This window comes from Oceanicaulis sp. UBA2681 (assembly GCF_002354675.1).
Lineage (GTDB): Bacteria > Pseudomonadota > Alphaproteobacteria > Caulobacterales > Maricaulaceae > Oceanicaulis > Oceanicaulis alexandrii.
Genome location: NZ_DEMB01000012.1, coordinates 151,606 through 176,275, shown reverse-complemented (window position 1 = coordinate 176,275; position 24,670 = coordinate 151,606). Strand labels below are relative to the sequence as shown.

Sequence of the window (24,670 nt, the reverse complement as noted above, 5' to 3'; positions counted from 1 at the left end):
AGAGCCGCCCTTTTCTTGGCGTGAAGGGATTAGCGCGATGCTTCGTCCCGCAAGTTCCTGACGTTCTCTTCAGCCACGTCCGCGGCTTCCCGACCGCGATCCTCGGCGGTGTTGACGGATTCCGTGACCACTTCAGACACTGCGTCGAGACCGTACGCCAGGCCGCAGCGCGCATGATAATCCTGGATATGGCCTGAAATCAGTGTCAACGCGCCCTCTCCGTCGCTGGCGAGGATGCGCTGGCTGAGTTCAGTGCGCATCTCGGTGCGGCGCGAGCGTACGGCGCTTTGCAGCGTCCGCGTCGACTGGCTTTCCAGAATGGTGTCTTCCAGCGTGCTTTGCGCGCCGGTGAAGAAGGTGGAGATGCCCGCCAACAAGTTGGCGCTGCGTTGCGGCGCGGACAGGCCCGCCGCCGTTGAGGTTCCCAACGCCACCAGGCTGAGCGAGGCGCGTGTGGTGTTGGCGGTGGTGGTGATGGAGGCGAAATACTCGTCACACTGCCGGTCGGACTCCGAAATCAGCAGCATGGCTGTGGCGCGGTCCAGACGATCGTCGCGCGGCGCGCTGGCGCGGGCGGCCAGCACAGCCGACGCCTCCAGCGGTTCGTCGCCGGTATGGTTGATCTGCAGGCTGCGCGCTGTTTCAGCAGAGAGCGTCAAGGGTCGCCATTGCGGCATCCCGTCAACCGCATCGCTGAACGAGCTGCAGCCTGTCAGACAAGCCCCAGCAGCAAGACTGAAAAGAATTCGGATCATGAACGCCCCCAGAGTTGGTCGATGGCCTCACCATATCAACCCATGGGGGAATGTGAATAATAATAGTACCCGCTTTCAGGTGCGGATTTGAATCTCGGCGAGAAAAAAGGGCGGCTCATCGAGCCGCCCTTTTGCATTAAGTTGTTTGAAGGCCTAGCGGCGCGGGGCGCGGGTGCGCGGCTCGCCATTCGCCCAGAACGTGTCGCCTGTGCGGTAATCGGTATAATAGGAGCGTCCCGAATACTGATCGTAGATCAGTTCTGAATGATTGGGATTGTTGGGGTTGTGGCCGCAGCCGCCCGGACGGGTGCACCCATAGGCCGCGCCAGCTGCAGCGCCGACGCCTGCGCCGATCAGCGCGCCGGTTTCCGCGTTGCCTGACCCCACATTGTTGCCGATGATCGCGCCAGCGACAGCCCCGACGCCTGCGCCCACACCGGCGCCGCGAACGCCCTGGTTGGTCGCACAAGCGGTCAGCGCCAGAGGCGCAGCGATCATGATAGCGATAAGACCTTTAGTCATGGCGCAAACTCCTTTGCTCGCGCCCATTCCCAGCCGGACGCTCGTATCGATCATGTCAGGACAAGCTGGGCGGAAACAAGGCCCGGACGTGTCTGTTTGTTGAAATTTTCAGGTCACTCGGCGCAGGGTCAGATTGAGCCGTCCCGGCCGCCAGTCGGGCGGCAGCACCGTCGAGCTGCCTGCATAAATCCGGTCCACGCCATGATGAAAGCGGCGGCTTTCCCCGCCGAGCACCACCACATCACCGGAATTGAGGCGCAGCGAGCGCGTCGCCCCCTTGCGGGTCGGGCCGCCCAGACGAAACCTGGCGGAGTCGCCCAAGGATACCGACACCACCGGCGCGGTCTTTGCGTCTTCATCCGCATCCACATGAAGGCCCATGCGCGCATCGGGCCCATACCAGTTCACCAGACAGGCCTGGGGCGGATCGGGCCAGCCTGAAACGGCGTCCCACAAGGCGAGCAGTGTTTCGGGAATATCGGGCCAGGGCTGATCGGTGACCGGATGACGGCTCTGATAGCGATAGCCGCCCTGCTTGTCGGTCATCCAGCCCAGCGGACCCAGATTGGTCATTTTCACGCTCAAGGGCTTGCCGGTGCGCGGCATGGCGGGCTGATACAGCGGTGAGCGCGCGACACGCTCTAAAATCTCAAGCGCCAGCGCGTGTTGTGCGTCGCGATCAAACCAGCCCGTGTGAAGGGCGAAACCGTCTGGTGTTTCGATCATGGCGTGATCACGTCCCTGTCACGTCTCCGCCAGACTGGTTCAGCTTTGCGGCCTGCCGGTCTAGGCTGGATCAGCTTTGTTGCGGGGGAAGACATGATACCGTCCTGGGTGCTGGATGTTCTGGGGGTGATGGCGCAGCTCTTCATCGTTCTGGTCGGGGCCGTGGCTGCTCTGATCGTATTGTTCTGGCTTATTGATTCCAATCAACGCGCCGACGCGGTGCGCCGCAATTATCCGGTTGTGGGCCGGTTCCGCTCGCTGTTCATCCGGCTGGGCGAGTTTTTCCGAACCTATATGTTTGCGCTCGACCGTGAGGAATTGCCCTTCAACCGCGCCGAACGTGAAGCGGTGAACCGGATGAGCCAGGGGCATGGCAATATCATCCCGTTCGGCTCGACCAAATTGCTGACGCCTGTGGGTACGGTGCTGTTCGTCAATTGTCCGTATCCCGTGCTGGAACAGGATGTGGCGCAAACCCAGCCCTGCGAGTTCGGCCCCTACGCTGACAAGCCTTATAGGGCGCCTTCGGTCTTCAATATTTCCGGCATGAGCTATGGCGCTTTGTCAAAACCTGCGGTGCGCGCGCTGTCGCTAGGCGCGGCGAAGGCCGGGATCTGGATGAATACCGGCGAAGGCGGGCTCAGTCCCATGCATCTGGAAGGCGGGGGCGACATCGTTTTCCAGATCGGCACGGCCAAATACGGCGTGCGCGACAAGGATGGGCTGATGTCGGACGACAAGCTGCGCGAGATCGCCGCCCACGACACCGTGCGGATGTTTGAGGTCAAACTCGCTCAGGGCGCCAAGCCGGGCAAGGGCGGACTTCTGCCGGGCGAGAAGGTCAACAAAGAAATTGCGAAGATTCGCGGCATCGAGCCGTTCAAGGATTCCGTCTCGCCCAATCGTCATCCTGAAATCTTCGATAATGGCTCGCTGCTCGATTTCATCGCCCATGTGCGCAGCGTCACCGGCAAACCGACAGGCATAAAGACGGTGATCGGCGCCTATGGATGGCTGGAGGAGCTGTGCGATCTGATCTGGGAGCGCGGGATTGAGAGCGCGCCCGATTTCATCACCATTGATTCAGGCGATGGCGGCACTGGCGCAGCGCCCATGCCGCTGATGGACAATGTGGGGCTGACCGTGCGTGAAGCCTTGCCGCTGGTCTGCGACATCCTGATCCGCAAAGGGCTCAAGGACCGGATCCGAATTGTGGTCTCCGGCAAGATGATCACCCCGTCCGGGGTCGCCTGGGCCCTGGCGGTGGGGGCGGATGCGGTGGTCTCCGCACGCGGCTTCATGTTCTCGATCGGCTGCATCCAGTCGCTCAAATGCGACAAGAACACCTGCCCGACCGGTGTGACCACGCACAAGAAATCGCTTCAGCGCGGGCTTCAGCCCAAGCAAAAATCGGTGAAGGCGGCGGAATACGCCAAGGCGATGATCAAGGATGTGGAGATGATCGCCCATTCGTGCGGCGTGCCCGAGCCGCGCGCCCTCAAACGCAAGCATGTGCGTGTGGTGGGCGCGGACGGGACGACCCGGCCGCTTGATGAGATCATGCCTTATCCGCAGGTGGAGACTAAAGGCTGAGCTCCGCTGTGTCTCTCAGCGACATTGTCAGTCCTTGGATCTTGCCCATGCCGCCATCTTGGCGCTGTATCGGATAGGGCGACATAACCGCCTGAATGCGTAAGCAGCCCTTGCGCCCCCGCGCCCGCCTTCCTAAATCGCCCCATGACACGCATGGCTTTTCACAAAGCCGTGACAGTGAAGACCATCAAAGCGGTCCAAGAGCAGTCGCTTGAGGACCAAGTTGTTGAAAATTTGAACGCGAGCAAATAGGGGGGCGGCTCCGGCGAGAGGGAAGCGCTTCGGGCTTCTCACCACCCCGCCCCGCCCCGCCGCTAAACAGGAGAGACGCACGCGATGAGCAAAGTTATCGGGATTGACCTTGGGACCACCAACTCCTGCGTCGCCGTCATGGACGGTGATCAGGCCAAGGTGATCGAAAACGCCGAAGGCATGCGCACCACCCCGTCCGTGGTCGCTTTCACCGAGGATGGCGAGCGCCTGATCGGCCAGCCGGCCAAGCGTCAGGCTGTGACCAACCCGGATCACACTTTCTTCGCCATCAAGCGCCTGATCGGCCGGACCATGAACGATCCGACCGTGAAGAAGGACGCTGACATGGTGCCGTACGGCATCGTGGAAGGCGCCAATGGCGACGCCTGGGTTCAGGGGCGCGACAAGAAGTACGCACCGAGCGAGATTTCCGCTTTCATCCTGCAGAAGATGAAAGAAACCGCCGAGAGCTATCTGGGCGCGACCGTCGAGAAGGCCGTCATCACCGTGCCGGCTTACTTCAACGACGCCCAGCGCCAGGCCACCAAGGACGCCGGCAAGATCGCCGGTCTTGAAGTGCTGCGCATCATCAACGAGCCGACCGCTGCGGCGCTCGCCTATGGTCTCGACAAGGGCGACAACCGCACCATCGTCGTTTACGACCTGGGCGGCGGCACCTTTGACGTGTCCGTGCTGGAAATCGGCGACGGCGTCTTTGAGGTGAAAGCCACCAATGGCGACACCTTCCTGGGCGGCGAAGACTTTGACATGCGCATCGTCTCCTACCTCGCTGACGAGTTCAAAAAAGAGACCTCCATCGACCTGCGCCAGGACAAGCTGGCCCTGCAGCGTCTGAAGGAAGAGGCTGAAAAAGCGAAGAAAGAGCTGTCGTCCGCTTCCTCATACGAAGTGAACCTGCCTTTCATCACCGCCGATGCGTCTGGCCCGAAACACCTCAACATGAAGCTGTCCCGCGCCAAGCTGGAAAGCCTTGTTGAAGACCTGATCAAGCGCACCATCGAGCCATGCAAGGCTGCGATGAAAGACGCCGGTGTTTCCACCTCCGAGATCGACGACGTGGTTCTGGTCGGCGGCATGACCCGTATGCCCAAGGTGCAAGAAGCGGTGAAAGGCTTCTTCGGCCGCGAGCCGCACAAGGGCGTGAACCCGGATGAAGTGGTCGCCATGGGCGCCGCGATCCAGGCGGGCGTGCTGCAGGGCGACGTCAAAGACGTTCTGCTGCTGGACGTGACTCCGCTGTCTCTGGGCATCGAGACCCTGGGCGGCGTGTTCACCCGTCTGATCGACCGCAACACCACGATCCCGACCAAGAAGTCCCAGACCTTCTCCACTGCGGATGACAATCAGACCGCTGTGACCATCCGGGTCTTCCAGGGCGAGCGTGAAATGGCGGCGGACAACAAGCTGCTGGGTCAGTTTGATCTGGTGGGCATCCCGCCGTCGCCGCGCGGCATGCCGCAGATCGAAGTCACCTTCGACATCGACGCCAATGGTCTGGTGAACGTGTCGGCGAAAGACCAGGCCACCGGCAAGGAACAGGCGATCCGCATCCAGGCCTCTGGCGGTCTGTCCGATAGCGACATTGACCAGATGGTGAAAGACGCCGAAGCCAATGCGGACGCGGACAAGAAGCGCCGTGAGCTCGTGGACGCGAAAAACAACGCTGAAGCGCTGATCCACCAGACCCAGAAGCAGGTCGAGGAATTCGGCGACAAGGTGTCCGCAGAGGACAAGGCCGCGATCGAGGACGCGATCAAGGAGCTTGAAGGCGTCAAGGACGGTGAAGATCCTGAAGCCATCCAGCAGAAGACGCAGGCCCTGATGCAAGCGGCCATGAAGTTGGGCGAAGCCATGTATGCGGCCCAACAGGCCGATGGCGGCGAAGCGGCTGCGAAAGCGGATTCCGATGCCGAAGAAGGCGTGGTCGACGCTGAATTCACCGAGGTGAAAGACGACGACGACGACAAGAAGAGCGCCTAAGTCTGATCCAGACGCGGCGCGCGGCCCCGTCCCGGACCCGGGGCGGGGCCGCGCTGCTTCTGTCTAAACGTCAAGCAAGCGGACCCTACGCATGAGCAAACGCGATTATTACGAGGTTCTGGGCGTCGCCAAGGACGCGGACGCGAAAGCGATCAAGTCGGCTTATCGCAAGCTGGCGATGAAATACCATCCCGACCAGAACCCGGATGACGCCGAAGCCGAAGCCAAGTTCAAGGAAGTGGGCGAGGCTTACGCCATCCTGTCGGATGCGGACAAGCGCGCCGCCTATGACCGCATGGGCCACGCGGCGTTTCAGCAAGGCGGCGCAGGCGGCGGCCATCCGTTCGGCGGCGGCGCCGGATCGGCGGACTTCGCCGATATTTTCGAACAGGTGTTTGGCGACGCCTTTGGCATGGGCGGCGGACGCCGCGGAGGTGGCGGACGCCGGTCTGGTCCCGCCCGCGGCTCGGATCTGCGCTATGACATGCAGATCAGCCTGGAAGAGGCCTATCACGGCAAGGACGCCAATATCCGCGTGCCCACCACCGTGACCTGTGAACGTTGCGAGGGTGACGGCGCCGAGCCGGGCACGGGGGTGACGACTTGCGAGACCTGTGGGGGCGCGGGCCGGATCCGCCGCACCCAGGGCTTCTTCACCATGGAGCAGAGCTGTCCCACTTGCGGCGGGCGTGGTTCGTACGTGGAAACGCCGTGTCAGGAATGCGACGGGGCGGGCCGGGTGCGCAAAACCCGCGATCTGCGCGTCCAGATCCCGGCGGGTGTTGAAGACGGGATGCGCATTCGCCTGGCCGGCGAAGGCGAGGCGGGCGCCCGCGGCGGCCCCAAGGGCGATCTGTATATCTTCGTCTCTGTCGGCGCGCATGACTTGTTCGAGCGGGATGGCCCCAATCTGTATTGCCGCGCGCCCGTGTCCATGGTGACCGCTGCGCTGGGCGGCGAGATTGACGCGCCGACCATTGATGGCGGCAAGGTCAAGATCCGCATCCCCGAAGGCGCCCAGACCGGCGAACGCATGCGTTTGCGCAACAAGGGCATGATCAAGCTCAATGGTGGCGGCGCCCGCGGCGACATGTATGTGGAGCTGTTTGTGGAGACCCCGCGCAAGATGACCGAGCGTCAAAAAGAAATCCTGCGTGAGTTCTGCGAGATTTCCGGCGATGGCTGCAATCCTGAAAGCGACGGGTTTTTTAACAAGGTTCGGCGCTTCTGGGACGATTTGAACGGCGAAGACGAGCACGGCCAGCGCCCCGAGGCGTAATCTTTCAGCTGTTGGGGCGTTACGCTTTCTTCACGCAAACGCGCGATGACCAATCGTCAGGTTGTGAGGGGCGTCATGTCAGGATCCAGCATTCATATCGCCGTCACCGGCATTTCCGGTCGATTGGGCCGCGCCATCGCGACAGAAGTGATCCGCGCCAACGATCTGTCGCTCGTGGGCGGCATGGTCAGCTCGGATTCTCCCAATCTGGGCGCAGACCTAGGGGAGATGTGCGCGGCGGGCTTCATGGGGATCGACGCTGTCGTCTCTTTGGAACAGGCTGCGGATCAGGCCGATGTCCTGATCGACGCGTCTTTGCCCAAGGTGACAAGTGCGATTGCGCCGCGACTGGCGTCCATGGGCCATCGCGCCCTGGTCACCGGCGTGACTGGGCTGGATGACGAGCAGCAGGCGGCTCTGCATCAGGCCGCCGAGGTCATCCCCGTACTTCAGGCGAGCAATTTCTCTCTCGGCGTGGCGCTGGTCGAACGTCTGCTCGCACAGGCCGCGAAAGCGCTGACGGCTGAACATTTTGATATCGAGATCATCGAAGCGCATCACAAACGCAAGGCCGATGCGCCTTCGGGGACGGCGTTGAGCCTGGGTGAAACGGCGGCCAATGCGCGCGGCGTGGCGCTTGAGGACGTCGCCCAGTTCAACAGGCCGCGCCATGACGGGCATCGCCCGATGGGCGCCATCGGTTTCTCCGCCATTCGCGGCGGCGGCGTCGTGGGCGAGCATGAAGCGCGTTTCCTCTCGGCGTTTGAGGAAGTCAGCATTTCTCACAAGGCCTATGATCGGTTCATCTTCGCCCAGGGCGCGCTAGAGGCGGCGCGCTGGATAAAGGGCAAGGCGCCGGGGCTATATTCCATGCAGGACGTTCTGGGTGAGTGAGACGGCTGACACGCTGCGCGGACCATATCTTGAGGTCCGACTGCACCAGGTGTCGCCTTTTCCGCCCGTGCTGAACGGGGTGTTGGTCAGCGCCTGTCTGTATGGCTTGTATCTGTTGCTCTCTATGCAAGTGGGCCAGCCGATCATCGAGCCTTCGGCTCAGGGCGTGCGGTTTAACCCGGCGGCCTGGGCGGCGCTTGTCGTCTGTTTGATCTTTGGCGTAGCCACAACCATGCCGGCGATTACGCAAGCGCAATGGCGCGCCTCCTTGCCTCAGTTGCACACGGTTCTGGACGCCGAGGGGCAGGGTAAAGCTGAACAGATCGCCATAGGGCCGACACGGCGTCAGTCGCGGACGTCTCTTGTGGCCTTCGTGATCGGGGCGATTGTCGGTTTGTTGGTCAATGTCTGGCTTCTGAACCCGCCCAATATGCCGTGGCGTGACTACTGGACGTCCATATCGCCATTCTTCGCGATCATGAACACCGTGGTGTTCGGGCTCGCAGCGCGGGGCGGTTATATGGTGCGGTATGAAGATCGCGAGATGAAGCGCCTGGTGGAAAACCACCTTCAGGTTGATCTGGCGCATCTTGAGCGCAATCTAGTGTTTGGGCGGCTGGCCCTGCGCGGGGCGTTGGCCTGGCTGGTGATGACAGCAGTCATCTTGCTGTTTTTTGTGGAATCGACGCCCGCTCTGATTTCAGCGACGGCGTTAGGGTTTGCGCTGTTGGCAGCGGTTTACGCCTTCGCGAGTACGATAGGGCCTGTGGTGCGAAAATGCTCTGACGTGCGCGATGAAACGCTAAAAGCGGTGCGCGAGCGCATTCAGGCCCGCGCCAGCGCCATGATGGGTGAGAGATCGGACGAAGCGTCGCCTGTGTCAGAGCTGATCGCTTATGAAGCCTGGCTGGAGAAACTGCCCGTTTGGCCGATCTCCGCGCCTGTGACCCGGCGTCTGGCGCTCTATGGTTTCATTCCGGTGTTGGCCTGGTTCGGCTCGGCGGCGGCTGAACTTGTTCTCAACCGCTTCTCCTGAATTCAGGCGTGACCGAACAAATCCGGCTGGCGCGTCAGGGTTTCAAAGTCCAGACGCTGCGACGGTCGCCTCAGGCGGGTCAGTGTTCGGCTGGGCGGCGGCGCCACCATGGGTGCGGGGGATTTGAGCGTCAGGCCAAGCGCGACGGCCTTGGCGCGTATGGCGCTGTCGGGGCGGCCCAGTTTCAGGCTGATCAGACGCAGGCTGGCGCCCTGGCGCGCAAGCGCCTTGAGCAATTTCACATCCTCGCCGCGCCAGCGCTTGCCGGCGTTGCGCGCATACCCTGCGGACTTGGTTGCATAGGCCATTGTTCCACTCCTTATGGAGTAGAACATAAGCGGAACATTGTGGAGCGTCAAGAGGTCTGCAAAAAGGCCCGCCATGCGGGCGGGCCTTTGAGCGCAGAGAATTTTACCAGCTGCCGGTGTTTTCCATGCTGGCCCAGGGCTCTGAGGCCTCCAGCGCCTCGCCTTGCTGCAGCAGCTCCACTGAAATGCCGTCCGGGCTTTTGACAAACGCCATCCGGCCGTCCCGCGGCGGGCGATGAATGACATAACCCATGGAGGCGAGGCGTGCGCACAGGGCGTAGATGTCTTTCACTTCATAGGCCAGATGACCGAAATTGCGGCCGCCGGAATAGGGTTCAGGGTCCCAGTTATAGGTCAGCTCGATCATCGGCGCGCCTTTGGGCAGAAGCTTTGAGTCTGCGTTGACGCCGGATTTGGCGATATCGTCGGGGCTGGCCAGAAAGACGAGGGTGAAACGGCCCGCTTCGTTCTCGCTTCGGCGCACTTCCTTGAGACCCAGGCCGTCGCAATAGAATTTCAGTGAGGCGTCAATATCGGTGACGCGCACCATGGAATGCAGAAAGTGCATTTAAGGCTCCTTTGAGGGGCTTAGCTATCGGTCTCTGTATCGGCGGTGTCGATCTTGATCTTGCGCGCCCATTTGGGTCGCGGACGCCATCCGGTGTCTTCAATCGGTTCGCCGCGCGCTCGCGCCAGGGCGTGGTTGAACGGCTCCGGCGCTCGCAGATGATGCAGGCGGGCGATGAAGGCCGCCAAAGCCGCCCAGATGAACACCACGCCGAAGAACAGCGAGAACATGAAGACATAGCCTGTGCGTTCGCCCCAGTCCGGCGCCCCGTTGGCGCGCCAGATCACATCATAGAGCGCCGGCACAGCCAGAAGTGCTGCGGGGCTGACCACGATGGCGGCCGCAGCCGCGGCGGCGGCGTACAGCGTCCAGCGCGGTTGAAAGCTCGTGACGAACAGGCGAACGAATTCGTCCTGGTTCACGCCGCGCACGCTGGCGGGCTTTTCCGCGCAGCGGGTCTGGTATTCCTCTGTCGCTTCCTGGGTCAGTCCGCGCACGGCGATCGCCCAGCGGCTGAGGCTGGCGAGGATGAAAAGGACGAAAACGCCCCCGAGAATGTATAGCGACAGATCAAACATGGGACGGGTTTTAACTGGTTGCGGTCTCATAGGCGAGCATTGCGCGCTTACGATCGAGTCCCCAATGGTAACCGGTCAACCGGCCGTCTGCCGCCAGAACCCGGTGACAAGGGATCAACCAGCTGATCGGGTTCGCGCCGACCGCTGCGCCGGCGGCTCTCGCCGCCTTGTCGCGCCCGGTTGCGCGGGCGATATCGCCATAGCTGACCGTGCGGGCAGGCGGGATATTCAACAGCGCCCGCCAGACCTGCCGGCGGAACGGCGCGCCATAGAGCGCCAGCGGCAGGCGGGCTTCACCGGCAGCGGCGTCAAATATACGGCCCGCCCAGTCGCGCGCTATCGCGTCATCACGCAGAAAGCGCGCTTCGGGAAAGCGCTGGGCCAGATCGTCAAACGCAGCCGCTTCTTCTCCGCGATTGCAGAAGGCGAGACCGGACAGGCCGCGCGGCGCGATCAGGAACACCGCGACTCCAAAGGGTGAGGGTGCGAAGCCATAGATGAAATCAAGCCCGGACCCTCCGGTTTTCACCTCGCCAGGGCTGGCGGCTTCCTCGGCGATGAAGATGTCGTGCAGGCGCGACGGGCCTGACAGGCCGGTCTCCAGCGCTGCGTCCAGAACGCTCGCCCCGTCCACCAGCAATTTGCGGGCGCTGGCGTGGGTGAGGGCCTGCACCAGTTTCTTGGGACTGGCGCCGGTCCATCGCGTGAAAACGCGCTGGAAATGATGTGGCGATAGACCTGCGGCGCGGGCGGCGGCGGCGAGGTCGGGCTGATCACGCCAGTGCGTGGACAGAAACTCAAGCGCCGCGGTGACACGCTCATAATCCGCTGCGCGGGTCTGAAGGCTGTCGAGATCGGCGGGAAGGGTCAAATCAGTCGTCATGAGCGCACAGTGCCGGGCGCGTTCAGGCGCCGCCACCTGATTCTTGCGCCAGCTGCGGGCCGCGTGCGCGACGCGCGTCGTCCAGAGCGGTGCGAACCGCGTCCGCCAGGCTCTCGCGCTCCTTGGGCGACAACCAGCTGCCAATGATCAGGCTTTTTCCCATGGCGCTCAACCGCGCCTGTACATCGGGCTCGCCCTCGCCTTCCACGCTCACTCGGGTCCAGGCGCTGGGCAGCACGAACTGGGTGTGGTGGCCGGTGGGATAGCGCCGTGTGATGCGGATTTCGCGGCGCGTGATCTTGATCGTCTCCAGGCGTCGCCCGTCGCGATAGGAAAGCCTGAAGCCCAGCCAGATCAGAAAGACATCGAGACCGAAAAAGCCCAGGACGGGCCAGGCGCCCATCAGCATGAAGCCGATGCCGGCGGAAAAGCTGATCACCCCCATGGCGATCATCAGCGCGATGAAACCGGGATTGGGCAAGGAGCGGTTGGGCCGGACCTGCGCATCCATAAATAGCGCTTCGTCTTCAGCCAGCGGCGGGGCTGAAGGGTCTGCAGGCCAGGTTTCATAGATCCGGCGACGTTCCATACCCGGCAAAATAGGGCGCGGGGTCACCCTTGGCCAGTTGGTGGCGAAGAGAGCCAAAACTCAAGCAAACACCGTGACCATCTGCCGACCTTTGGCGACGCACGCCCCGTCCGTGTTCCAGATCGTCATGTCCTGGCTCGACAGCCCGCCGCGCACATGATCGGCGCGGCATTCCAGAAGCCACCAGCCATCGCGGGTCTCAGGCGCATCGGTCAGAACATCCATCATCCAGGTCATTGACGACAGCGGGGTGGGTTTGTTGAGCATCGGGGTCAATGCGGGCGGCAGCACGTCGCCGATGCACATCAGGCTCAGCGGATGATCGCGGGACGCGCTGTCTTTATGGCGCGCCCACATGCGCACCACCGCCTTGCCCGAGTTCAGGAACGGCACGCCGCCACCCGCCCAGATGAAATCAAAATTGCGGGTAAAGCCGGGCGCGCCATTGGGGAACGTCAGAAGTTCGCTGGCCTCGGTCGGCGCTGTGGCGCGCTCGGGCATGGGCGCCGGGTCGAGCGACAGCGCAGACTCGCGTTCGCCACAGAAGGTGAAGACGGTTTCAAGCCCGATCCCCGCCTGGCTGGTGAGCCGGCTGCGCACCGAACACGCCGTACGGCCTTCGCGCAATTTCTCCGCCGTCACTTCCACTTCGCCCTCACTGGGGCCGACAAAGCTGATCTGCGCGCTGCGCAGCGGGCGTTCGCCCGCATGGGGCAGCGCCCCGTGAAGACAGAGCGCTGCGGACATCCCGCCATAGACCGTGCGCCCCTGCTTCCAGCTGTCAGGCACGTCCAGCTTGAACCCGGCCTTGGTGGGGCGGGCCGCGGTCATCATTTCAGCAAGGGACATGGGCGGGATCCTGTCGTCGTGAACGCCGTTCAATCGGGGCGGCATAAGACCGGGTTCCGTCAGGGCGTGCAAGCAGGCCGCTGATGTCTGACGTGAATCTGAACGCTCCGGCCTTTCTCACGCCTAATTCAGGGTCTAGACAAAGGGTATGAACACGACCGCACTTCTCCTCTCCGCCGCGCTGAGCCTGTTCACAGGCGCTCAAGCGACCGAAGCCCCTGTCGACGCTGCTGCAGACGCGCCAACGGATGCGCCCGTCGCCGTTGAAGAGGCGCTACCCGAACCGCAAGCGGTCGAGGCCGCGCCGGGCCAGATCAGCTCTGCAGCGGGCGCCGCGCGCGCTCAGGCCTGGCTGGAAGGGCTCGACACCCTGCGCGCCCGGTTTGACCAGATCGCAGCGGACAATTCTGAAACCTCTGGCGTGCTTGAGATCGACCGACCCGGCCGCGCCCGGTTCGATTACGACGATCCCAATCCGATCCTTGTGGTCGCTGACGGGTCGACGGTGGCGATTGCTGATTTTGATCTTGAAACCATTGATCGCGCGCCCATCGGTGCGACGCCTTTGCGGTTTCTGCTCGAAGAGAGCCTTGATCTTGCTGGCTCCGGCGTTGTTCAGGACGCGGGCCGTTATGATGGGCGGCTCTATGTGACGCTGGAAGACCCAAATGGCGAGATTCAGGGCCGTTTGACTTTGGTGTTTGAGGATGCAGACCCGGACGCCGCCCCCAACGCGATGATGCTGGCGGGCTGGTACACGGTTGACGCCATGGGCGGCATGACCGAAGTGCGCCTCAGCGAGATCGAAACCGGCGTACGCATCAGCCCGCGCCAGTTCATCCTTGATGATGAAGACGTGATGGGCGGGGATCGCCGCCGACGGGGCCGCTAGGCGCTAAAGCGCCCACCAGAACAGCAAGGCCGCCAGTCCCAGCCGGTAGATCACGAACGGCAGGAAACCCAACCGGTCCACCACCCGCATCAGCACCGCGATAGACGCGAGCGCGGCGAAGAAGGACAGAACGGCCACGATCAGCCCGTCTGTCAACGAGTGGGCGGTGTCCGCCCCGCGCGCCAGCTCGATCACGGCCAGAAGGCCGAATGCGGCGATCACCGGCACCGCCATCAACATGGAAAAGCGCGCCGCCTCGCTGCGGGTCATGCCCAGGGCGCGAGCCGCTGTCATGGTCACGCCCGAGCGGCTGGAGCCGGGGATCAGGGCGAACATCTGCGCCAGCCCGATCAGGATGGCGCCGCGCCAGCTCAGGGTTTCCGTCGTCACGGTCTGTTTGCCGAAATGATCGGCCAGCCAGAGCGGCAGCGCCAGAATCAGCGTCGCCCAGGCGATCACCAGCGGCGAACGCAAAGCATCCGCCATGCCGGAGACATAAAGACCGCCTCCCGCGATCAGCACGGGGGGTGTGGCGATGGCGATGAGCAAGGCCAGCTTGCCGCCGGGGGTCATACGGCCTTGCAGCAAGGCCAGCTTTCCAGTGACCACGTTCGCCACATCGGAGCGGAAGTACACCAGCACAGCGAACAGCGTGCCCAGATGGGCCATCACGTCGATCAGCGGGCCCTGATCTGCGTCGCCGAGCACCTGGGGCGCCAGGATCAGATGGGCTGAGGATGAGATGGGGAGAAACTCGGTGATCCCTTGGACGATCGCCAGAATAATGAGATGTAGAAGGCCCATCGCGTGTCTTTCCCCTCGGTCTTTGCGGGGCAGAGTGCGCGCGATTGAACAGATCGCCAAGAGCAAATTCCTCTTGGAAAACAGATAAGGACAGACCGCCATGGCGCATGACGCGCTGGATGCAGGCCCGGGCAAGATGGCGCCCGCCGAGGCCCGGAAGATCACCGGTCAGGTCACGCGGCTATCAGTGATGGTGGCGGCGACGCTGGTGATCGCCAAGCTGATCGCCTGGATCGCGTCTGGCTCGGTGGCGATGCTGGCCTCACTGGCGGATTCAGGTCTCGACCTGGTGGCGTCCCTGACGACCTTTTTCGCCGTGCGCTATGCGGCGAGCCCGGCGGACAAGGAACATCGCTATGGTCATGGCAAGGCTGAAGCCCTCGCCAGCTTGCTGCAAGCGCTCCTGGTGGCGTTGTCAGCGGGCTATCTGATCCATGAGTCGTGGAACCGTTTCCAGGACCCTCAGCCGATTGAGGCGGGGCCCTTGGCGCTGGGGGTGATGGGGCTGTCCATCGTGCTCACGCTGGGGCTGGTCTACATGCAGACCCGCGCCGTCAAGCAGACCGGCTCCTTGGCCGTGTCGGGCGACCGCGCGCACTATTTCGCCGATCTGGGCTCGAACGTGGTGGTCATTGGCGGCCTTGGACTGGCGCTGGCGGGCTGGGAGCGGGCGGACCCGATCATGGGGTTCATCGTCGTGCTGTGGTTGTTCTGGACCGCCTATGAGGTCGGTCGCGATGCGATCGGCTCCCTGATGGACCATGAATTGCCTGATGAAGAGCGCGAGCACATCATCGCGCTCGCCGGCGATGACGCCCGGGTTCTGGGCGTGCACAATCTGCGCACCCGCGCGTCCGGCCCCTTCATCCATATCCAGATGCATATGGAGCTCGACCCCGATCTCACCCTCACGCAGGCGCATGCGATTCTGGTGGCGGCGGAAGCGCGGGTGATGGTCGCCTATCCGGCGGCGGACGTGTTGATCCATCCCGATCCCAAGGGCCACGCCGCTCCCCATGGAAACGCTTATTTTGATGACGCCGATCAGCCGAGTGCAGGTCCAGCCGATGAACCGGCTTAAGCCGTATCGCGAACCGCGTTAGGGTGGCGTCATGCGTATTTTGCACCATTGGCCCCTCGACCCCTGGTCCCGACAGGTCCGCCTCGCGCTGGCGGAGAAGAAGCTCGATTTCGAGACCGAGTACCAACGTTTCTGGGACGCGCCGGATGATCTGATCGCGCTCAATCCCACGGGCTTGCCGCCCGTTCTGGTCGAAGAAACCGAGAAGGGCCGCACCGCCCTGTGCGAGAGCCGGGCGATCCTGGAATATCTGGAAGAAACCCATCCCGAGCCGCCGCTCTTGCCGGGCGGCCCTGCAGACCGCGCCGAGGCGCGGCGGCTCGCGGCGTGGTTTGATGTGAAGTTCTCCGCCGAGGTGAACGCCTATCTGCTGCACGAAAAGCTCGAAAAGCGGGTGCAGTCGCTCGGCGCGCCGGATATGGAGGCGATCCGCATAGGGCGGGACGCCCTGCGTTGGCACTTGGACTATATATGCGGGCTCCTGGACCAGCGCGACGGTCTGGCCGGGCCGCGCTACACGCTGGCCGATCTGGTCGCCGCGGCGCATCTGTCCTGCGTGGATTATCTCGGTGATGTGCCGTGGGATGATTTTCCCGCCGCCAAGGCCTGGTATCAGCGCATCAAGTGCCGCCCCGCTTTTCGCGCCATTCTGGCGGATCGCCTGCCCGGCTGTCCGCCGGTGGACGGCTATCAGGATCTGGATTTCTAGAGATGTCGGCGCCTGAAGATCAGGCCGAGCGGGTCAGGGCCCTGGCGCTCGAGGCCGGCTTCTCGGTCGTGCGCGTCACCCGCGCCGACGAACCCTGGGAGGCGGGCGCGCGCTTGCGCGAATTCGTCGAGGACGGGCGCCATGGCGAGATGGCGTGGATGGAAGACACGCTGGAGCGGCGCTCCCACCCCACCGCCATGTGGCCCGATGCAAAATCGGCGGTCGTCGTCGGGCTTGATTACGGGCCCGAGCATGATCCGCTGGAGATCCTTGAGCGCACGGATGAAGCCGCGATCAGCGTTTATGCGCAGAACAAGGATTATCACGACGTCCTGAAAAAGCGCCTCAAGCGGTTCGCCGGCGCGTTTCACCGCGAAACCGCGGCGGAGGTGAAGGTGTTTGTGGACACCGCGCCCTTGATGGAAAAACCGCTGGCGCAAAAATCCGGGCTCGGCTGGCAGGGTAAACACACCAACCTCGTGAGCCGTACTCATGGCAGCTGGCTGTTTCTGGGGGTCATGCTGACCGCCGCCGAGCTGACGCCCGATGAGCCGGAAACCGATCATTGCGGTTCGTGCCGGGCGTGTCTCGATGTCTGCCCGACGAAGGCCTTTCCCGCGCCTTATCAGATCGATGCGCGGCGCTGCATCTCCTATCTGACGATTGAACATAAAGACCCGATCCCTAAAGAGTTTCGCGCCGCCCTGGGCAACCGGATCTATGGCTGTGACGATTGTCTGGCGGTCTGTCCGTGGAACAAGTTCGCGCAGGCCAGTTCCGAGGCCGCGTTTCATCCGCGCGAGGCCCTGACCGGCCCCAAGCTCGCTGAGCTGGTTCAGCTTGATGACCCTGGGTTTCGGGAATTCTTCAGAGGGTCGCCGATCAAGCGGATCGGCCGGGATCGATTTGTCCGCAACGTTTTGATCGCTCTTGGGAACTCGGGCGATCCAGCGCTGGCTGAGCGGGCCGCTGTCTTGCTCGACGATCCGTCAGAGCTGGTGCGCGGCGCGGCGATCTGGGCGCTGGGGCGATTGGACGCCGAACGCTTCGCGACTGAGAAGGCGCAGCGCAGCGACACGGAGATTGATCCAGACGTCGCCGCGGAATGGGCGCAGGCCTAGGCTTCGCCGATGCGCGGCGGGCCGCCCTTGTCTGCTTCGCTGGGACCAAAGGCGCGGTTCAGAAGCTGGGTTGAATCCTGCGCCAGTTCAATGGCTTCAGTGAGGTGCTCCAGCACTTTCACATTATTGGCCAGAACGTGCAGGGCTTCGGGGCGTTCATCACTGGAGATCTTGGTGCAGCGAATGAGAACATCCGCCCGCAGCTCCATCAGGATGTCTTCCAGCTTTCGACCGGTCGGATTTTCGTGCGACACCAGATAGCGCGTCATGTCCGCCTCCGTGAATTGCAATCAGGAGGTTAAGTTTACGCCCTGACCCCCTCATTTTTCGTAAACGCAGGGTCTGGCCCTTGAAGCGCGGAGCAATTGCGGCCAGCTTCCCCCTCAACAGTTTAGGAGGACATCATGGCGGACAAGATCGGCGCAGACGCTTTTCTCAGAAAGTTTGACGGCTGGACGGCGGTGGACGATCGCGACGCCGTGCGCAAGGTCTTCAAGTTTTCAGACTTTAAAAGCGCCTTTGCGCTGATGACCCAGGTCGCGATGAAGGCCGAGCAGATGGACCATCATCCAGAATGGTTCAATGTCTACAACACTGTGGATGTAACTCTGTCCACGCATGACGCCGATGGCGTCACCGAACTGGATGTGGAGCTGGCGCGGTTTATCGAAGAGCGCGCGGCGATCCTGAACGCCTGAGACTGACGCCCAGGCGATCAGTTGGCGTGAATGATCACGGTGTCGAGCACGACAGTCGCCTGTCCCGGCCCGATCAGGCGGTCGGTTTCCGCTTGCAGCAGGCGGGCGATGGCGTCTGCGTCGGGAATGTCGCCCCAGCGATACATGCGGCCTGAATACATCAGCATGGCTTGCGAATACGCGTCGCGGAGCCAGAGCTGTCGTTCGGCGATGGTCTGACGCGTTCGGCTGTGCGGCGCATCGAGCGCCAGGCCGACCTGCAACAGACCGCGCATGCGGTAATCGGCTTGCACCGAAGCCCGGATCGGCTCGATTCGAACATAGCTGTTCGCATGGCTGAGCGAGCGGCCGAGCGCTTCCTCGGGCGCCGCCTCTGGGGCAGGCGCTGCAGGAGCGCCGCCCAGGGCATGGGCGGGCGCAGCGCAGAGCAGCGCACACACAGCAGACAGACGCAGGATATGATCCAGAGCTTTCATGCCTTCGTAATGACACATCGAGGTAAAGAAACAGTATGGTTGTATGAGTTGGCGTGGCCTGCCGCCGGAGTTGTGTGCGTTCACGCCCTGAGGGGGAATGGAATGAAAAAAAATATCTCATCAGCGCTGGTTCTGGGCGCGCTGGCCCTGGCCGGAACGAGCACGGCTCAGGCTCAGATTGCGGAAGGCTCGCAAGCCAGCCCTGTGCCGACCAATTATATCGCCGCCGGTGCGGCGATGCTGCCTGATTACGCTGGCTCTGACGATTATCGCGTCATCCCCTTTGGCGCGGCGCGGTTTGAGCTGGGCGGGATTTCTTTCCGAACCCAGGGGCCGGGTCTGGCGGCGAATCTTTATGAGACCGGACCTTGGGAATTTGGCGCCTATGTGCGCTGGTCGGGCGGCCGCGATGATGTGGAAGACGAAATCGTCGACCGCATGCGCGATGTGGACTCCTCCCTGATTGCAGGCGGCTATGCGCGCCTCACCGTGGCGGAAGGCGTTCTGACCGAACGGGACCGGTTTGGCCTCGGCGTGGATCTGGGTGTAGACGCGCTGGGCAATTTTGACGGCCTCGCCTGGAGCGCCTCGGCCGATTACGGCGTCATGGTGTCTCGCGGCGTGTTTGCAGCCCTGTCGCTGTCCGCCAGCGGTTTCTCCGATGATTACGCCGACACCCTGTTCTCGGTGGACGCAGTGGACGCGGCTGCGACGGGCCTGTCTTTGTATTCAGCCGAAGGCGGCGTGCGTGATGTGGGTCTGACCGCGATTGTGGACGTCTCGGTCTCGCGCAACTGGTCTGTGACGGGCGTTGCAGGCTATTCGCGGCTCCTGGGCGATTACGCCGACAGCCCTATCGTCACGGAACGCGGCAGCGAAGATCAGGTCTTCCTCGGCCTGGCGCTGGGACGACGGTTCTAGAAACAGGCTTCAGACAGTCCGACACGCCCCTGCAGATTCATCTGCGGGGGCGTTTTCTGTTGTCGATTGAATAGAGGGCTGCTGTCCGAAACGGGCATGGCGCCGTGAGTCATAATCCCGTACACTCAGAAGGGTTATATCGCGTTTCTTAAGGCTCGCATGATTACGCTGACCATCAATGGACGTGTTGCTGAGGGTGAAGCCGGAATGACCGTGCTTGACGCAGCGCGTGCGGCGGGCGTGTCCATTCCGACACTGTGCTGGTATCCGGGCCTGCCGGCCCATGCCGTCTGCCGCATGTGTCTTGTTGAAATCAACGGCGATCCCAGGCCACAGCCAGCGTGCACGACTGTGGTGAAAGACGGCGACAGCGTCGAAACAGAAACGGACGCCCTGCGTGTGTTTCGTCAGACCAATGCCGAATGGTTGTTGGCGCGCCACCCTAATGACTGCCTGCATTGCGAGGTGAACGGCGGTTGCCAGTTCCAGCGTCTGGTGCGCGAGCATGAATGGGAGACGCATTGGCCTGAATCCTCTGGCCGGGCGCCTGACGCGCATGATCCAGACCTGACCGACCACACCTCGCCGAGCATCTGGCGCGATGTGTCCAAATGCATTGAGTGCGGTCTGTGCGCGGAAGCATGCGGCGAACCGGGGCAGCAACTGAATGTGATCGGGTTCGCCGATCGGGGTGAGGACCGTCGTCCGGTCACCGTTTTTGACCAGCCTTTAAGCGAGACCGATTGCATTTCGTGCGGTCAATGCACGCTTGTATGTCCGGTCGGGGCGCTGATCGAGGCGCCGCACTGGCATGAGGTGCTCAGTCGGCTTGATTCCCGACAGCAGGCGTCTGTGGTTCAGGTCGCGCCGGCGACGCGGATCGCGATCAGCGAAGAGTTTGGTTTCAAGCCGGGGACGGTCAGCACCGGCCGCCTGATCAACGCTTTGCGGCAATTGGGATTTGACTATGTCTTTGACACCAATTTCGCGGCGGACCTGACGATCATGGAAGAGGGTTCAGAGCTTCTGGCCAGGGTGAAGGCCGAGACGGACCTGCCATTGTTCACATCGTGCTGTCCGGGCTGGGTGAACTGGGTGGAATTGCACCGGCCAGACCTGCTGCCGCATCTGAGCACCACGAAATCGCCTCAACAAATGCATGGCGCCCTGTCCAAGCGCAGCCGGTTCGCGCGGTCTTTAGGTCCCGAATACGCCGATGGCGCCAAAGAGCCCTATGTGGTCAGCGTCATGCCCTGCACGGCCAAGAAAGACGAAGCGGCTCGACCCGGCCAGTCTGGAGATGTGGATCATGTTCTGACCACGCGGGAGCTGGCCCGGATGATCCGCTCGCGCGGCATCGCCTTTGGCGCCCTGGACGAGGATGGCGTGTTCGACAACCCGCTGGGTGAGAGCACTGGCGCGGCGCAAATCTTCGGCGCTTCGGGCGGCGTGATGGAGGCGATGGCGCGCACGGCTGCGCATCTTGCCGATCCGGACAGTGCGCCAACACTGGAATGGCGGGCGCTGCGCGGCGTGAACGCCGGCGTGAAGACCGCTCAGGTTCCCGGCGTCGGCGCTGTCGCCGTCTGCAACGGCATCGCCGCCGCGCAGCGCATGCTGCAAACACAGGACTGGCGGACACACTATGTGGCGATTGAGGTGATGGCGTGCGTGGGCGGCTGCCTGGGCGGCGGCGGCGAGCCAAAATCCATGGACCCGGACGTACTCAAAAAGCGCGCGCAGGCGGTCTATGCGGTGGATGGAGCGGCGCCGCGTCGCCGGTCTTTCGAAAACCCTGACGTCCAGGCGCTGTATGCATCCGAGCTGGGGCGCCCAAATTCAGCTGCAGCCCATGCCCTGCTCCACACCCGGTATGCCGGGCGACGCTCAAAACGGGCGCTTTTGATGCAGTTTCTGGACTGCGTCGACCGGCGGGACGGACGCGCGGCGGCGGCGCTTTTTCATCCCGACGGGGTTTGGTCCACCGCGTCTCACTTCGGTGATGTTCAGGGCGCTGAGCGTATTGAAGCGCTTGTCAGCACGCAGTTGCCGCCGCGTAAACACGGTCCGGCGTTTGTGCGCCATCAGATGGCCTCAGCGGCGGATGGCGATGACCTCACGGTCATTCTGCCGGATGGTCAACGCTGCCGGTTTGAAATCGCGCTTGAGACGGCCCAACGGGAGGGACAAGACACGACGTTGATCAAGTCGCTGGTGCGGCGCGTCGAATAAGAGTGTTTGGGATAAATCTGGTGGACTTAAGGGGATGGTTCTCGAACCCCGAAGCGCTGATTGAGGTGCTGGAGGAGATGGAGGAAGTGCTCACCGGATCGGCCGGCCGCGAAAATGATGGGACTATAAAAAAGGCCTTGGAGTGTGATCCCAACTGATGACTGTGCCGCCGGCGGATTCGCCGCAAAGAAATCCGCCCCCACTGCTTCCCGAGGGAAAATGCCGACTTCGTTTGCATTCACGCGAGGTCGAATATGGCTGCTTTGCCAACCGCTGAAAATCGTCAACTTAATGCTACGGAAGACGCGGAGGCCGCCTTTGAGCGCCTTGTCGTCCTTCTCGAGCAGAAGCGGCGACCGTTCGATTTCGCGGCTATGACTCGAATTGGTAAATGCGTTTTTGTAGGTGAAGGCGATCTGAGCTTCGCACATGCTTTGGCGCGCGACGCGAAAAGCTGCGCTGGGCATATCATAGCGACAACCTTTGAAGCCGAGCGCAGCGTTTGTCCGGCGGGAAGGAGAAACGCCCGATCACTGAGCGATCTAGGCGCCAAGGTTTTAAACGGCGTCGACGCCCGACACCTAGATGATCGAAACTTGCCAGCAATGGCGGAGCTGATCGCGTTTCAGTTCCCGAACACGGGCACGCGAAGGTCGGTCCACGGTCGTACAGAAAATCATATTCTGTTGCGCCGGTTCCTCCGGGCGGCGGCCTCGCGACTTAAGTTGACCGGTCGGATCGCAGTTACGCTTGTAAATAGCCCGCATCATCTGGGCGTATTTGATCCGCCTTCGGCGGCGGAATGGGCGGGCTGCGAAGTAGTGGAGGTGCTTCCATTTTATCGGTCTGCCTGGTCGGGCTATGGTCACGTCAACACCAACGATGCGAGCGAGAGCGCTTTGTCGAAATACCGGTCTTGTAGTACCTGGCTTTTTAAACCGGTGAGGCGATAGGATGACGGACACGGTGAGCTTACCGCCCGGCGCATGCCTCATTCGCGACTTCGTGTCGGAGCAAGCCGTGGGACGCCTGCTCGCGGCGATTGACGCAACGGACTGGCGTGCAGATCTGAAACGACGCGTGCAGCATTACGGCTGGCGGTACGACTATCGCGAGCGGCGCGTGACGGAAGAGATGCGGCTTGGCCCGCTGCCGGACTGGCTTCTTCCCGCCGCCGAGGCTGTTGGAGACCTGCCGGAGTTTGATCGGCGACCCGATCAGGTGATCGTGAACGAGTATCTTCCAGGTCAGGGCATATCCGCGCATGTCGATTGCGAACCGTGCTTTGGGCCGGCGATCGCCTCGCTCAGCCTTGGAGGCGAGGTCGAGATGGTCTTCAAAAAGCGCTCAACTGGCGAACGCCACAGCGTCATACTTGAGCCCGCAAACCTCCTGATCCTGTCTGGTGAGGCGCGCTATGACTGGAGCCACGAAATTCCGGCGCGTAAATCCGATGTGATCAAGGGCGTGCGCCAGCCCAGAACTCGCCGCGTGTCGCTGACCTTCCGGACAGTGACCCTTTAGGCTCGTGGGTTATGGAAATGGTGGAGCCGAGGGGAATCGAACCCCTGACCTCGTCATTGCGAACGACGCGCTCTCCCAACTGAGCTACGGCCCCGTTCCAGAGGATGGCTGACGTAAGAAGCTCGACTGAAGTTGTCAAGGATTGCGACAAAGGTCGCGGATGATTGACGTTTGCGTAAACGGAACTTCGTTATAAAACATGCGTCATGGGTGAGGGGACAGGAATTGCCGGTGAAGCGCCGCTTCACCAGTTCGGTATGGGAGATGGCGCGGAGCCGTTTATCTTCCACATGCTGACTCACGCCCTGGTTTTCAGCGCCTATGCGCTGATTGCAGGAACGCTGATCTGGCAAATGCAGCGGAACAAGAAGCTGCTGCGCCTGAAAATGGTGCGTATCGTTATCGTTCTGGCGTCTCTGGCCGGGCTGGCGCACCTGGCGGGCCTTCTGTCAGTGGGCATGCCGCATCCGCGTCTTGACGCTGTGGTTCACCTGCTCAGCGCGGCGTTTGGTTTGTGCGGCGCCATTCTGCTTTGGTACTGGCTGCCGCAAATGCTGGCGCTGGCCCAGGAGCGCCGATTGACCCCGGTCAACATGGTCAGCCGCGCCGATTATCAGGCTTTGCAGGCCAAGCTCGACAACACCCATGCGGGTCTGCAGCGTTTCGCGACGGCTGCGTCGCATGATCTCCGAGCGCCTTTGCGCCATATCTCGGTCTTCGCCGGACTGATCGAGCGTGAGGAAGGCGATCAGCTGAGCCATGCCGGCCGCGACTATCTGGACCGGTTGAACACCTCAGTGGGGCGGATGCAGGACCTGACTGAGGCTCTTGTAGAATATGTGCGCGCCATCAGCATGATGCACGAGCCGACGCGACTGGAACTCCGCGATGTGCTCGCTGGGGTCCGCAAGGACCTGGCGGTTGAAATCGAAAGTCAGAACGCGGTGATCGAGATTGCGCCCATGCCGGCCGTCTGGGCGGATGACACGCTCGTGGCTCTTGTTCTTCATCATCTGATCGACAATGCGCTGAAGTTCGCCAAGGACCCGCCTGTCCTCAGGCTTTATGCGCGGGAGGCCAAGGCGGGATGGGTGGAGATCGTCGTCGAGGATGAAGGCCCCGGTATCGACCCGCGCCAGAGCGAAATGGTGTTCGACGTTCTGTTTCGCATGTCTACAGGTCCGGTAGAAGGCGTCGGGCTGGGCCTGGCCTTGTGTCGGCAGATCATTGAGGCTGCGGGGGGCCGAATCTGGCACGACGCTGAGTATGACGCCGGGGCTCGTTTCGTCTTCACCCTGCCCGCTGCGCCGTGATTGCGACCGAAGCTGCTTGTCAGCGCCCGTCGGTGAGGGCTAGACCAGCACGCAGTGAAGTGAATT

Annotated in this window: 27 protein-coding genes and 1 tRNA gene; 15 read left to right on the top strand and 13 right to left on the bottom strand. The window is 62.5% G+C overall.

Annotation, left to right across the window (positions count from 1 at the left end):
• Positions 1-29 precede the first annotated feature (29 nt).
• The 3 genes from B3M53_RS10395 to B3M53_RS10385 all read right to left on the bottom strand — a co-directional run bounded on the left by B3M53_RS10395 (position 30) and on the right by B3M53_RS10385 (position 2,003).
• Positions 30-755 (bottom strand): hypothetical protein, encoded by a 726-nt coding sequence (locus B3M53_RS10395; RefSeq protein WP_273019800.1) that lies wholly within the window; start codon positions 753-755, stop codon positions 30-32.
• 153 nt (positions 756-908) lie between these two features.
• Positions 909-1,277, bottom strand: a complete 369-nt coding sequence (locus tag B3M53_RS10390; protein WP_022700925.1) for a YMGG-like glycine zipper-containing protein — start codon at positions 1,275-1,277, stop codon at positions 909-911.
• 108 nt (positions 1,278-1,385) lie between these two features.
• Positions 1,386-2,003, bottom strand: coding sequence for an alpha-ketoglutarate-dependent dioxygenase AlkB (locus B3M53_RS10385; protein ID WP_273019798.1), 618 nt, complete (start codon positions 2,001-2,003; stop codon positions 1,386-1,388).
• A gap of 93 nt (positions 2,004-2,096) precedes the next feature.
• Between B3M53_RS10385 and B3M53_RS10380 the strand changes: the two genes are divergently transcribed.
• The 5 genes from B3M53_RS10380 to B3M53_RS10360 all read left to right on the top strand — a co-directional run bounded on the left by B3M53_RS10380 (position 2,097) and on the right by B3M53_RS10360 (position 9,058).
• Positions 2,097-3,596, top strand: a complete 1,500-nt coding sequence (locus tag B3M53_RS10380) for an FMN-binding glutamate synthase family protein (protein ID WP_273019796.1) — start codon at positions 2,097-2,099, stop codon at positions 3,594-3,596.
• Between the two features lie 336 nt (positions 3,597-3,932).
• Positions 3,933-5,849 carry a molecular chaperone DnaK gene (gene dnaK, locus B3M53_RS10375; RefSeq protein WP_160092940.1) on the top strand — a complete coding sequence of 639 codons (1,917 nt, stop codon included), beginning with the start codon at positions 3,933-3,935 and terminating at the stop codon, positions 5,847-5,849.
• A 91-nt stretch (positions 5,850-5,940) separates the two neighbouring features.
• The gene (dnaJ, locus tag B3M53_RS10370; RefSeq protein ID WP_286800365.1) at positions 5,941-7,128 is read left to right on the top strand and encodes a molecular chaperone DnaJ; all 1,188 of its coding nucleotides are present in this window, start codon (positions 5,941-5,943) and stop codon (positions 7,126-7,128) included.
• 75 nt (positions 7,129-7,203) lie between these two features.
• Complete coding sequence (gene dapB, locus B3M53_RS10365) at positions 7,204-8,022, top strand: 4-hydroxy-tetrahydrodipicolinate reductase (RefSeq protein WP_286800362.1); 819 nt, start codon at positions 7,204-7,206, stop codon at positions 8,020-8,022.
• Positions 8,015-9,058 carry a hypothetical protein gene (locus B3M53_RS10360; protein ID WP_286800361.1) on the top strand — a complete coding sequence of 348 codons (1,044 nt, stop codon included), beginning with the start codon at positions 8,015-8,017 and terminating at the stop codon, positions 9,056-9,058. Before dapB ends, B3M53_RS10360 begins: the two co-directional genes overlap by 8 nt.
• Positions 9,059-9,060: 2 nt before the next feature.
• On the opposite strand, the gene B3M53_RS10355 is transcribed toward B3M53_RS10360, so the two are convergent.
• From B3M53_RS10355 to B3M53_RS10330, 6 genes are all read right to left on the bottom strand, one after another.
• Positions 9,061-9,366, bottom strand: coding sequence for a hypothetical protein (locus B3M53_RS10355; RefSeq protein ID WP_022700933.1), 306 nt, complete (start codon positions 9,364-9,366; stop codon positions 9,061-9,063).
• Positions 9,367-9,469: 103 nt separating this feature from the next.
• On the bottom strand, positions 9,470-9,934 hold the full coding sequence (locus B3M53_RS10350) for a VOC family protein (protein ID WP_286800360.1): 465 nt from the start codon (positions 9,932-9,934) through the stop codon (positions 9,470-9,472).
• 20 nt (positions 9,935-9,954) lie between these two features.
• Positions 9,955-10,512 (bottom strand): hypothetical protein, encoded by a 558-nt coding sequence (locus B3M53_RS10345; RefSeq protein ID WP_286800359.1) that lies wholly within the window; start codon positions 10,510-10,512, stop codon positions 9,955-9,957.
• 10 nt (positions 10,513-10,522) lie between these two features.
• Positions 10,523-11,383 carry a methylated-DNA--[protein]-cysteine S-methyltransferase gene (locus B3M53_RS10340; RefSeq protein ID WP_286800358.1) on the bottom strand — a complete coding sequence of 287 codons (861 nt, stop codon included), beginning with the start codon at positions 11,381-11,383 and terminating at the stop codon, positions 10,523-10,525.
• A 34-nt stretch (positions 11,384-11,417) separates the two neighbouring features.
• A complete protein-coding gene (locus tag B3M53_RS10335; RefSeq protein ID WP_233346008.1) occupies positions 11,418-12,011 on the bottom strand; it encodes a DUF2244 domain-containing protein in 594 nt (197 codons plus the stop codon).
• Positions 12,012-12,044: 33 nt separating this feature from the next.
• The gene (locus B3M53_RS10330) at positions 12,045-12,833 is read right to left on the bottom strand and encodes a thioesterase family protein (protein ID WP_160092945.1); all 789 of its coding nucleotides are present in this window, start codon (positions 12,831-12,833) and stop codon (positions 12,045-12,047) included.
• A gap of 148 nt (positions 12,834-12,981) precedes the next feature.
• Here B3M53_RS10330 and B3M53_RS10325 point away from each other — a divergent pair, with 148 nt between their 5' ends.
• Positions 12,982-13,725: a LolA family protein gene (locus B3M53_RS10325; RefSeq protein WP_022700939.1), complete on the top strand. Its 744-nt coding sequence runs from the start codon at positions 12,982-12,984 to the stop codon at positions 13,723-13,725.
• 3 nt (positions 13,726-13,728) lie between these two features.
• Here the strand turns inward: B3M53_RS10325 and B3M53_RS10320 are convergent, their stop codons facing one another.
• Positions 13,729-14,529, bottom strand: a complete 801-nt coding sequence (locus tag B3M53_RS10320) for an undecaprenyl-diphosphate phosphatase (protein ID WP_286800357.1) — start codon at positions 14,527-14,529, stop codon at positions 13,729-13,731.
• A gap of 100 nt (positions 14,530-14,629) precedes the next feature.
• On the opposite strand from B3M53_RS10320, the gene B3M53_RS10315 reads away from it, so the two are divergent.
• Genes B3M53_RS10315 through queG form a run of 3 tightly spaced genes read left to right on the top strand, consistent with a single transcriptional unit; the run spans position 14,630 to position 17,440 of the window.
• Complete coding sequence (locus tag B3M53_RS10315) at positions 14,630-15,610, top strand: cation diffusion facilitator family transporter (protein ID WP_286800356.1); 981 nt, start codon at positions 14,630-14,632, stop codon at positions 15,608-15,610.
• Between the two features lie 31 nt (positions 15,611-15,641).
• Positions 15,642-16,319: a glutathione S-transferase family protein gene (locus B3M53_RS10310; RefSeq protein ID WP_286800355.1), complete on the top strand. Its 678-nt coding sequence runs from the start codon at positions 15,642-15,644 to the stop codon at positions 16,317-16,319.
• Between the two features lie 2 nt (positions 16,320-16,321).
• Positions 16,322-17,440 carry a tRNA epoxyqueuosine(34) reductase QueG gene (gene queG / locus B3M53_RS10305; RefSeq protein WP_286800354.1) on the top strand — a complete coding sequence of 373 codons (1,119 nt, stop codon included), beginning with the start codon at positions 16,322-16,324 and terminating at the stop codon, positions 17,438-17,440.
• On the opposite strand, the gene B3M53_RS10300 is transcribed toward queG, so the two are convergent.
• Positions 17,437-17,709, bottom strand: coding sequence for a histidine kinase (locus B3M53_RS10300; RefSeq protein WP_107713611.1), 273 nt, complete (start codon positions 17,707-17,709; stop codon positions 17,437-17,439). The two genes, queG and B3M53_RS10300, sit on opposite strands and share 4 nt — an antisense overlap.
• A gap of 135 nt (positions 17,710-17,844) precedes the next feature.
• Between B3M53_RS10300 and B3M53_RS10295 the strand changes: the two genes are divergently transcribed.
• Entirely contained in the window at positions 17,845-18,138 is a 294-nt protein-coding gene (locus B3M53_RS10295; RefSeq protein ID WP_286800353.1) for a 4a-hydroxytetrahydrobiopterin dehydratase, read from the top strand.
• Positions 18,139-18,155: 17 nt separating this feature from the next.
• On the opposite strand, the gene B3M53_RS10290 is transcribed toward B3M53_RS10295, so the two are convergent.
• On the bottom strand, positions 18,156-18,614 hold the full coding sequence (locus B3M53_RS10290; protein WP_286800352.1) for a hypothetical protein: 459 nt from the start codon (positions 18,612-18,614) through the stop codon (positions 18,156-18,158).
• Between the two features lie 102 nt (positions 18,615-18,716).
• Here B3M53_RS10290 and B3M53_RS10285 point away from each other — a divergent pair, with 102 nt between their 5' ends.
• The 4 genes from B3M53_RS10285 to B3M53_RS10270 all read left to right on the top strand — a co-directional run bounded on the left by B3M53_RS10285 (position 18,717) and on the right by B3M53_RS10270 (position 23,291).
• The gene (locus B3M53_RS10285) at positions 18,717-19,535 is read left to right on the top strand and encodes a MipA/OmpV family protein (protein WP_286800351.1); all 819 of its coding nucleotides are present in this window, start codon (positions 18,717-18,719) and stop codon (positions 19,533-19,535) included.
• Between the two features lie 159 nt (positions 19,536-19,694).
• The gene (locus B3M53_RS10280; protein WP_286800349.1) at positions 19,695-21,767 is read left to right on the top strand and encodes a [FeFe] hydrogenase, group A; all 2,073 of its coding nucleotides are present in this window, start codon (positions 19,695-19,697) and stop codon (positions 21,765-21,767) included.
• Positions 21,768-22,021: 254 nt separating this feature from the next.
• Positions 22,022-22,720 (top strand): Rossmann-like fold-containing protein, encoded by a 699-nt coding sequence (locus B3M53_RS10275; protein WP_286800348.1) that lies wholly within the window; start codon positions 22,022-22,024, stop codon positions 22,718-22,720.
• A 67-nt stretch (positions 22,721-22,787) separates the two neighbouring features.
• Complete coding sequence (locus B3M53_RS10270; protein WP_286800346.1) at positions 22,788-23,291, top strand: alpha-ketoglutarate-dependent dioxygenase AlkB; 504 nt, start codon at positions 22,788-22,790, stop codon at positions 23,289-23,291.
• An 18-nt stretch (positions 23,292-23,309) separates the two neighbouring features.
• Here B3M53_RS10270 and B3M53_RS10265 read toward each other — a convergent pair.
• Positions 23,310-23,385, bottom strand: a tRNA-Ala gene (locus B3M53_RS10265).
• Positions 23,386-23,497: 112 nt separating this feature from the next.
• On the opposite strand from B3M53_RS10265, the gene B3M53_RS10260 reads away from it, so the two are divergent.
• Positions 23,498-24,604: a sensor histidine kinase gene (locus B3M53_RS10260; RefSeq protein WP_286800345.1), complete on the top strand. Its 1,107-nt coding sequence runs from the start codon at positions 23,498-23,500 to the stop codon at positions 24,602-24,604.
• The last annotated feature ends 66 nt before the right edge of the window (positions 24,605-24,670 follow it).